Here is an 8267-nt window from a genome sequence, read left to right as displayed (position 1 = left end):
CCTGGACGCAGTCCTCGGCCAGGTCCAGGTCGCGGGTGACGCGCACCGTCGCGGCGAGCACGGCGGCCCACTGGCGGCGGTGCGCGTCGGCGACCGCGCGTTCGACGTCGCTCACGCGTCCAGCAGCGGCCGGACCTCCACGGCCCCCGCCATGATCGGCAGCAACCGGGCCACCTCGACGGCCTGGTCGAGGTCGACGGCCTCCACCACGAAGAACCCGGCGATGACCTCCTTGCTCTCCAGGAACGGCCCGTCGGTCACCAGGCCGCCCTTGCGCACCGTGCGGGTGCGCGAGCTGGGTTGCAGGGCCTGCTCGTGGACGACCCGCACGCCCATGGCGGCGATCCGCTCGCCCGCCCGGATGTTGGCCTCCATGACCTCGGGCGGGATGTCGGCGACCCCGCCGGGGGTCTCCTGCTCGTAGATCAGGATCGCGTACTGCGGCATGCCGCGTTCTCCCGTTCCGGTCACCAGTTCCCCGTTTCCGGGCCCATCGCACCGTATTCGAGGCCGCCCGCCCGCGCGTAGGTGGTGACCACGGCGTCGCCCACGACCGCCGTGCGGACCGGTCGCAGGGCGCCGGGGGCGGTTCCGGCCCCGAACAGGCGCTTGCCCGAGCCGACCAGGACCGGCAGCACGACCAGGTGGAACTCGTCGACCAGGTCGTGGGCGAGGAGGGTCTGCACGAGGTCGCCGCTGCCGTGCACCTGGACCTCGCCGTCCCCGTCGCGCTTGAGCGCGGCCACCGCGCCGGCGACGTCGCCGGCGAGCAGCGCCGAGTTCCGCCACGTCACCTCGGTCAACGTCCGGGACGCGACGTGCTTGGGCACGGCGTTCAGCTTCGCGGCGATCGGGTCGTCCTCCGCGGCGAGCGGCCAGCTCGCCGCGAAGATCTCGTAGGTCCGGCGGCCGAGCAGCAGCGCGTCCGCCCCGGCGGTCAGCTCCGCCACCGCCCCGACGACCTCCGGGCCGAGGTGCGGGACGGCCCAACCGCCGTGGGCGAACCCGCCGTCGCGGTCCTCGTCCGGGCCGCCCGGCGCCTGCACCACCCCGTCCACCGACACGAACGACGTCACCAGCAGTGTGCGCATGTCTCCTCCTCCGCGGGCACCGGTCGCGGCGCCCGTCCACCCACTCGGCGAATGAGACGGCGTGAAATCGACACCTCGATCGTCGGATTGACGTCCGACGGGCTTTGCTGCTGAATCATGTGTGGTTCCGTTCGAACATGGAGGTTCGTGGATGCCGCGCCTGAGTGTTCTCGTGGCAGTTGTGTTGGGTTTGTCCGGGACGGTGGTGGCGCCGACGGGGGTGGCGGGCGCCTCGCCACCCGGCGGCGACCTCTACGCGTACCTGGAGGACCCGCGGAAGGTCGCCGAGGGCCAGGAGGCGCCGCACGCGTTCCTGCGCCCCCACGCCGACACCGCGGCGGCGGTCCGCGGCGACGAGCGCGGCCCGTACAGCCTCGCCCTGGACGGGGAGTGGCGGATCGCCATGGCCGACCGGCCGGAGGAGGTGCCCGCGAACTTCCACGCCGACGGCTACGACACGTCGGGCTGGCGGCGGGTCACCGTGCCGCACACCTGGCAGACCGACGGCCTCGACCACCCGATCTTCCGCAACATCGCCACCGAGGTCCAGCCGGACGACCCGCCGCGGGTGCCGCGCGACGTCAACCCCACCGGCGCCTACGCCCGCGACTTCGACGTGCCCGCGGACTGGCGCGACCGCCGGACCTTCCTCCGGTTCGAGGGCGTGACCTCGGCGTACTTCGTGTGGGTCAACGGCGAGTACGTCGGCTACGACCAGGGCGGCTACACGCCCGCCGAGTTCGACGTGACCGACGCGCTGCGGCCGGGCCGCAACCGGGTCGCCGTGCAGGTGCACCGCTGGAGCGCGGGCTCCTACCTGGAGGACGTCGACCAGTGGCGGTACTCGGGCATCTTCCGCTCGGTCGGCCTCTACGCCACGCCCGCCACCCACGTCCGGGACGTGACCCTGCGGACCGACCTCGACGAGACCTACACCGACGCCACCCTGACCGCCGACGTGGAGGTCGGGCGCAAGCCGGGCGGCACGACCGGCGCGCACCGCGTCACCGCGAGCCTGCACGACGCCCGCGGCCGGGAGGTCGGCCGGACCTCGGAACAGGTGGACGTGACCGGGCCGGGCGCGCGGGTGCGGCTCACCCTGCCGGTGCGCGACCCGGCGAAGTGGACCGACGAGACGCCGAACCTGCACACCGTCGTGCTCACCCTCGCCGGGCCGGACGGCCGCACCACCCACACCACCAGCGAGACCACCGGGTTCCGCGAGATCGATGTCCGCGACCGGCAACTGCTGGTCAACGGCAAGAAGGTGCTGTTCAAGGGCGTCAACCGGGCGGAGACCGACCCCGACCACGGGCGGCACGTGCCGCGGCCCGCGCAGGAGCGCGACGTGGCGCTGATGAAGCAGCTCAACGTCAACGCGGTGCGCACCTCGCACTACCCGTCCGACCCGTACTTCTACGAGCTGGCCGACCGGCACGGCCTGTGGATCGCCGACGAGGTCGACATCGAGACCCACAACCACGAGAACTGCCGCGTCTGGTGCCAGGCGGACCAGCCGGAGTGGCGCGACGCGTTCCTCGACCGCTTCACCGCCATGGTGCAGCGGGACAAGAACCACCCCAGCGTGTTCCTGTGGGACACCGGCAACGAGGCGGGCCTGGGCGCGCACCACCACGCCATGGCCGAGTGGCTGGACGCCAACGAGCCGACCCGGCCCAAGTACCACCAGTCGAACAACCCGGACGGCGACGCGCCGTTCGCCGACGTGTGGGGCCCGCGCTACCCGTCGCCGGAGAGGTTCGCCGAGCAGGCCCGCACCACCACCAAACCGCTCATCTTCGGCGAGTACGCGCACGCCATGGGCAACAGCCTGGGCAACTTCCGCGAGTTCTGGGACACGATCAGGGCCAACCACGCCACCCAGGGCGGCTTCATCTGGGACTGGGCCGAGCAGAACATCCGGCAGCCGGTCCGGCTCGTGCCCGACAGCTCCGGCAACGACATCCCCGCCCACCTGTCCGGCGCGCCCGAGCTGGTCGACGGGCGGCGCGGCAAGGCGCTGCGGCTGTCCGGCCTGGACGACTTCGTCGAGGTCTACCGCGACCGGCGGCTCGACCTCACGGGCACCGCGCTGACCCTGGACGTGTGGGTCAAACCGGAGAAGTGGACCGGCGACTTCCGCATCCTCGGCAAGGGCGACCACCAGTACGCGCTGAAGATGAAGACCGGGAACACGCTGGAGTTCTTCATCCACAGCGGCACGTGGCGCGCGGTGCAGGCGCCGGTGCCCGCCGACTTCTACGGCAACTGGCACCGGATCAGCGGCACTTACGACGGGACGGCGCTGCGGCTCTACCTCGACGGCCGGGAGGTCGCGAGCACGCCGTTCAGCGGTCGCATCGACCCGTCGTCGGCGGAGGTCAACCTCGGCCGCGACTTCGAGACCTCGTGGAACGACCCGTCGAACGTCGGCCGCATGGCCCAGGGCTCGTTCGACGACGCGCGGATCTACGACCGCGCGCTCACCCCGCAGGAGCTGGCCGCGCCCGAACCCGCCGACGGCGCGGTGCTCGCCCTGGACTTCGACCGCGTCGAGGAGCGCGGCACCCACCTGTCCTACGGCTCCAGCCTGTCGGGCGTCGACGGCCTGGTGTCCGCCGACCGCGACCCGCAGCCCGAGACGACCCAGATGGCGTGGGCGCACCAGCCGCTGCGGTTCTCCTGGGCGGACGGCGTGCTCTCGGTGCGCAACGAGCGCGCGTTCACCGGCACCGACGAGCTGGCGCTGCGGTGGCGGGTCCAGGAGGGCTCGCGCGTGGTGGCCCGCGGCGAGCAGCCGCTGCGCGTGGCGTCGGGGGAGACCGGGACCGTCCGGCCGCGCGTGCCGGCGAACCCGGGCGACCGCGAGCGGTTCCTGACCGTGGAGGCCGTGGTCGCGGCGGCGCGGCCGATGCTGCCCGCCGGGCACGTGCTCGCCCACGACCAGTTCGCCCTCGGCGGCACGCGGGTGCCCGGCCTCGACCCGGTGCCCGCGTCCGGGCGGGTGCGCACCTCGGACGGGGCGGACTCGGTCACCGCGTCGGTCCGGGACGTCACCTACGAGGTGGACAAGAAGACCGGCGCGCTGTCGTCGATCCGCGTGCGCGGTCGCGAACTGCTGCGCGGCGGGCCGCGACTGGACGCGTGGCGCGCGCCGATCAGCAACGAGACGTTCGCCTGGGGCCGGGCCGAGGGCGAGGACTGGCGCCGCGTCGGCCTCGACCGGCTGGAGACGACCACCACCGGCGTGCGGGTCGAGCCGGACGGCGACGGCGTGCGGGTCGTGGTGGACAGCCGGGTCGCCGCGCCGGACGTGACCGGGGCCTGGTTCGACCAGGTCATGACCTACTCGGTGGACCGGACCGGCACGCTGCGCCTGGGCCACCGCGTGACGCCGCAGGGCGCGATCCGCGACCTGCCCTACCTGCCGCGCGTCGGCGTGTCGCTGGCCGTGCCCGAGCGCTACGACCGGTTCACCTGGTACGGGCGGGAGGCCGAGAGCTACGTCGACCGGGAGGACGGCACGCCCGTCGGCGTGCACCGCTCCACCGTGGCCGGGCAGTACGTCGAGTACCACCGGCCGCAGGACCACGGCAACCACACCGACACCCGCTGGGCCCTGCTCACCGACGGCCGCACCGGCGGGCTGCTGGTCGCGGGCGCGCCGGAGGTGAGCGTCACTCGGTACGACGACCTGGACCGGGCGGCCTACCCGTTCCAACTGCGGCCCAACGACGGGTGGCACACGCTGCGGGCGAGCCACGCCGTCACCGGGGTGGGTGACACCCCGAACCCGGTGCGGGAACGCAGCCAGGTGCGGCCCGACACCACCTACGAGTACACCCTCACCCTGCGGCCGCTGACCGCGGCCGAGGCCCGCGCGGGGCTGCCCGCGGGCGGCTGAGCGGGCGACGGCGGAGGAGGCTGAGCAGGGGGCGGCCGGGCGACGGCGGTCGGCCGGTCACGCCACGGTGACCGGCCAACCGCCGATCAGCGGCGCGTGCGAGACGGCCAGGTCCACCAGCGCCTGCCGCCGCTGCTCGGGCACGTGGGGCAGCTCGACCTTCAACCGAGCGTCCACGTCGTACTTCTCCGCGCCCTCGTGCCGCAGCGACACCCCGGCGCTCACCACGCAGTCGGAGGTGTCGTCGCCGGCCGACGACGCGATGAGCACGATGCTCTGGTGCAGGCACGTCGCCAGCGAGGCCGCGTAGAGCTGCTCGGAGTTCCAGCCGCCACCCGGACCTCCCAGCTCGGGCGGCGCGGCCACGGGCAGGTCGGCCGAGTCGTCCACCCGGACTGAACCGGAGTTGGACACGGCGGTGGTCGAGTAGAGGTTCGTCGCAGTCGTCACCGCCGCCGAGTACCCGTTCCCGGCCGAAAACCACGACCCGATCCGTCATGCGAACGGCTGAAGCCGCCCCTACGGTGACCACCGGAGGTGCTCGATGGCCAAGGTGGGTTCCGCGGCGGTGCCGGACGCGTTCGACGAGGCGGCGGAGGGGTACGACCTGCTGGTCGGCGCGAACCCCGACTACCACCGGGAGCTGCGCCGGTCGGCGACCGCGCTGCGGGTCCGCGGCGACGGCGCGGGCCTGCGGCTGCTGGACCTGGGCTGCGGCACGGGCGCGTCGACGGCGGCGCTGCTGTCGGTCGCGCCCAGGGCGGAGGTCGTCGCGGTCGACGCCTCGCGCGGCATGCTGGACCGCGCCCGGCGCAAGCCGTGGCCGGACACCGTGTCGTTCGTGCACTCCCGCGCGGAGGACCTGGCCGTGCACGGCCCGTTCGACGGGGTGTTCGCGGCCTACCTGGTGCGCAACCTGCCCGACCCGGACCCGGTGCTGACCGCCGTGCGCGGGCTGCTCAAGCCGGGGGCGCGGTTCGTGGCGCACGAGTACTCGGTGCGGGACTCGTGGGCGGCCACCGCGCTGTGGACGGCGGTGTGCTGGTCGGTGATCATCCCGAGCGGCGTCGCGGTCACCCGGTCGGCCGGCCTCTACACCTACCTGTGGCGCAGCGTGCTGGACTTCGACGGCGCGTCCGCGCTGCGGGACCGGTTGCGCCGCAACGGTTTCACCGGCGTCCGCACCCTGCCCGCGGCGGGTTGGCAGCGGGGGCTGGTGCACACGTTCGTGGGTGAGGCCTGAGGCGCGGGACCGTTCGGGGACACCGGTCCGCCCCCGAACCGGTGTCCCCCGAACCGGTCACCCCGGGAACCGCCCGGCCGTGCGCAGCGCGTACCGGCGTTCGGCGTAGGCCAGGTCGTCCTTCCACAACCGCGCCGCCGCCCACTTCATCAGCGGCCGGATGGCGGGCGCGACCGGCAGGGACTTCGAGAACCCCGGCCGGTCGGAGTGGGCGATGGTCGCCTCGATGACGGCGGTCCTCGCCGGGCCGAGCGGGGTGGCGTGGGTCTCCACCACGCTGCCCACCCCCTCGCCCTCCACGATGCGCATCACGACGGTGCGCGGCTCGGGGCAGGTGAAGGCGGCGACCACCGGCACGCCGATGCGCCCGACGAGCTTGAACGTCACCTCCACCAGGAACCGGTCGTCCTCCTCGGTCGGGGTCTCCAGCACCTCCAGGTTCGCGAACGAGTACGGGTGGAACCAGGCGCCGTGCCACGGGTCGAGGCGGTTGGCCACCACGTCCTCCGGCTCGCAGCGCCCGACCACCGTGGCCACCGCGTCCAGCGACGCCGCCGGCGGCCGCTCCGGCAGCACGGGCGCGTCCAGCGGCTCCTCGCCGCCCACCTCGTCCAGCCGCACCCACACCAGCACGCCGTCGTCGTGCGCGGGGTAGGGGGACCACGCGCCGAAGCGCCGCGAGCCCAGCGCCAGGCCGTGCCACCGGCACACCAGCTCGCCCCGGTGCACCGCGCCGTCGCACAGGGGCGCGCCCAGGTGGGGGCACGAGCCGGGACCGGCCAGGACGGTCGGGCCCGAGCGCCACGCCACCACCTCGACCCCGGCGACCGTCCGGCCGAACGGCGCGGCGGCCGTGACCTCCCGGCTGGCGGCGAGCACGAACCAGTTGCCCGACGGGCGGGCCGAGGCGCGCTTGAGCGCCGCCTCGATCAGCGCGGGCTTGGCGTCCCGCCAGGTGGGCTCCTGCTCGGGCCACGGCCTGGCGGCGAACCGGCGCAACGGCATGGGCATCTCACTACTCCTGGTGCAGTGCGGCGCGGGCGAGGGCGGGCAGCGCGATCGCCAACCGCCGTCCGCTGGACACGGTGACCCGTCGGGACAGCACGTCGTAGTCGGCGCGCTCGACGAGGTCGAGGATCCGCCCGTACAGGCGATAGGCGGTGGCCACGCACGGGCGGGACTCGGGCGCGAGCATCGGGATGCCCGGGGCGGCCTGCCGGTAGACCGACCGGACGCGGTCGGCCTGGAACGCCAGGGCGCGCTTGACCCGGTCGTCGGCGCGCCCGGTGCGGCGGGACCACAGCAGCAGGTCCCGGTCCACGCCGAACGCCGCCAGCTCCTCGGTCGGCAGGTACACCCGGCCCCGGTCCAGGTCCTCGCCGACGTCGCGCAGGAAGTTGGTCAGCTGGAACGCCACGCCCAGCGCCGCCGCGGCGGGCTCGGCCTCCTCCCGGGGCACGGCCGTGCCCAGCACCGGCAGCACCTGGAGCCCGATCACCGCCGCCGACCCGTGCACGTAGCGGGACAGGTCGGCGTAGGTCGGGTACTCGGTGATCGTCAGGTCCATCCGCATCGACGCCATGAAGTCGGTGAACAGCGACCGGTCGAGGTCGTACCGGTGCGCGGTGTCCACGACGGCGGCGATCACCGGGTGGTCGCTGCGGCCCGCGGCCAGCCCGGCGGCCAACCTCTCGTCCACGGTAGACAACTGGGAGGCGCGCTCGGCCGGCGTCCGGCCGTCGTGCACCTCGTCCACGACGTCGTCGGCCCATCGGGCGAACCCGTAGAGGGCGTGGATGGCGGGTCGCCGGGCGCGCGGCAGGAGCCGCGTGGCCAGGTAGTAGGTCCGGCCGTGCTCGGCGTTCAGCTCGCGGCAACGCCGGTAGGCCCGCCGCAGCACCGGATCGGTGATGGCGGCGGCGTCGAGTTCGCGGTCGACCGACATGGGGGCAGGGAGTCCTTCCGCAGGCTTCCCGCACCACGCTAGAACCCGGGCCGGCGCTCCGCATGACGGATTGATCTGTCGTGC

7 protein-coding genes are annotated in these 8267 nt (G+C 74.0%); 2 read left to right on the top strand and 5 right to left on the bottom strand.

Annotated elements, in window-relative coordinates:
- Positions 1-111: 111 nt before the first annotated feature.
- Together ACFV4N_RS35720 and ACFV4N_RS35715 are read right to left on the bottom strand one after the other, a co-directional pair.
- Complete coding sequence (locus tag ACFV4N_RS35720) at positions 112-471, bottom strand: YciI family protein (RefSeq protein WP_499677083.1); 360 nt, start codon at positions 469-471, stop codon at positions 112-114.
- Positions 468-1091 (bottom strand): dihydrofolate reductase family protein, encoded by a 624-nt coding sequence (locus tag ACFV4N_RS35715; protein ID WP_499677082.1) that lies wholly within the window; start codon positions 1089-1091, stop codon positions 468-470. The genes ACFV4N_RS35720 and ACFV4N_RS35715 overlap by 4 nt, the downstream gene beginning before the upstream one ends.
- A gap of 181 nt (positions 1092-1272) precedes the next feature.
- Between ACFV4N_RS35715 and ACFV4N_RS35710 the strand changes: the two genes are divergently transcribed.
- A complete protein-coding gene (locus tag ACFV4N_RS35710; RefSeq protein WP_499677081.1) occupies positions 1273-4995 on the top strand; it encodes a glycoside hydrolase family 2 TIM barrel-domain containing protein in 3723 nt (1240 codons plus the stop codon).
- A gap of 57 nt (positions 4996-5052) precedes the next feature.
- On the opposite strand, the gene ACFV4N_RS35705 is transcribed toward ACFV4N_RS35710, so the two are convergent.
- Positions 5053-5445, bottom strand: a complete 393-nt coding sequence (locus ACFV4N_RS35705; protein ID WP_499677080.1) for an OsmC family protein — start codon at positions 5443-5445, stop codon at positions 5053-5055.
- A gap of 94 nt (positions 5446-5539) precedes the next feature.
- On the opposite strand from ACFV4N_RS35705, the gene ACFV4N_RS35700 reads away from it, so the two are divergent.
- On the top strand, positions 5540-6238 hold the full coding sequence (locus ACFV4N_RS35700; RefSeq protein WP_499677079.1) for a class I SAM-dependent methyltransferase: 699 nt from the start codon (positions 5540-5542) through the stop codon (positions 6236-6238).
- A 57-nt stretch (positions 6239-6295) separates the two neighbouring features.
- Here ACFV4N_RS35700 and ACFV4N_RS35695 read toward each other — a convergent pair whose 3' ends face one another.
- Together ACFV4N_RS35695 and ACFV4N_RS35690 are read right to left on the bottom strand one after the other, a co-directional pair.
- Entirely contained in the window at positions 6296-7249 is a 954-nt protein-coding gene (locus ACFV4N_RS35695) for a DUF5914 domain-containing protein (protein WP_499677078.1), read from the bottom strand.
- A gap of 4 nt (positions 7250-7253) precedes the next feature.
- Positions 7254-8183: a phytoene/squalene synthase family protein gene (locus ACFV4N_RS35690; RefSeq protein ID WP_499677077.1), complete on the bottom strand. Its 930-nt coding sequence runs from the start codon at positions 8181-8183 to the stop codon at positions 7254-7256.
- Positions 8184-8267: the final 84 nt, after the last annotated feature.

This window comes from Actinosynnema sp. NPDC059797, assembly GCF_042732085.1.
GTDB lineage: Bacteria > Actinomycetota > Actinomycetes > Mycobacteriales > Pseudonocardiaceae > Actinosynnema.
The sequence above is the reverse complement of the archived record's forward strand: the minus strand, read 5'-3'. Positions and strand labels throughout refer to the sequence as shown.

Coding starts and splice junctions, on each gene's coding strand:
- ACFV4N_RS35715 (WP_499677082.1), bottom strand. CDS start 1,091: ATGCGCACACTGCTGGTGACGTCGTTCGTGTCGGTGGACGGGGTGGTG.
- ACFV4N_RS35700 (WP_499677079.1), top strand. CDS start 5,540: ATGGCCAAGGTGGGTTCCGCGGCGGTGCCGGACGCGTTCGACGAGGCG.
- ACFV4N_RS35695 (WP_499677078.1), bottom strand. CDS start 7,249: ATGCCCATGCCGTTGCGCCGGTTCGCCGCCAGGCCGTGGCCCGAGCAG.
- ACFV4N_RS35690 (WP_499677077.1), bottom strand. CDS start 8,183: ATGTCGGTCGACCGCGAACTCGACGCCGCCGCCATCACCGATCCGGTG.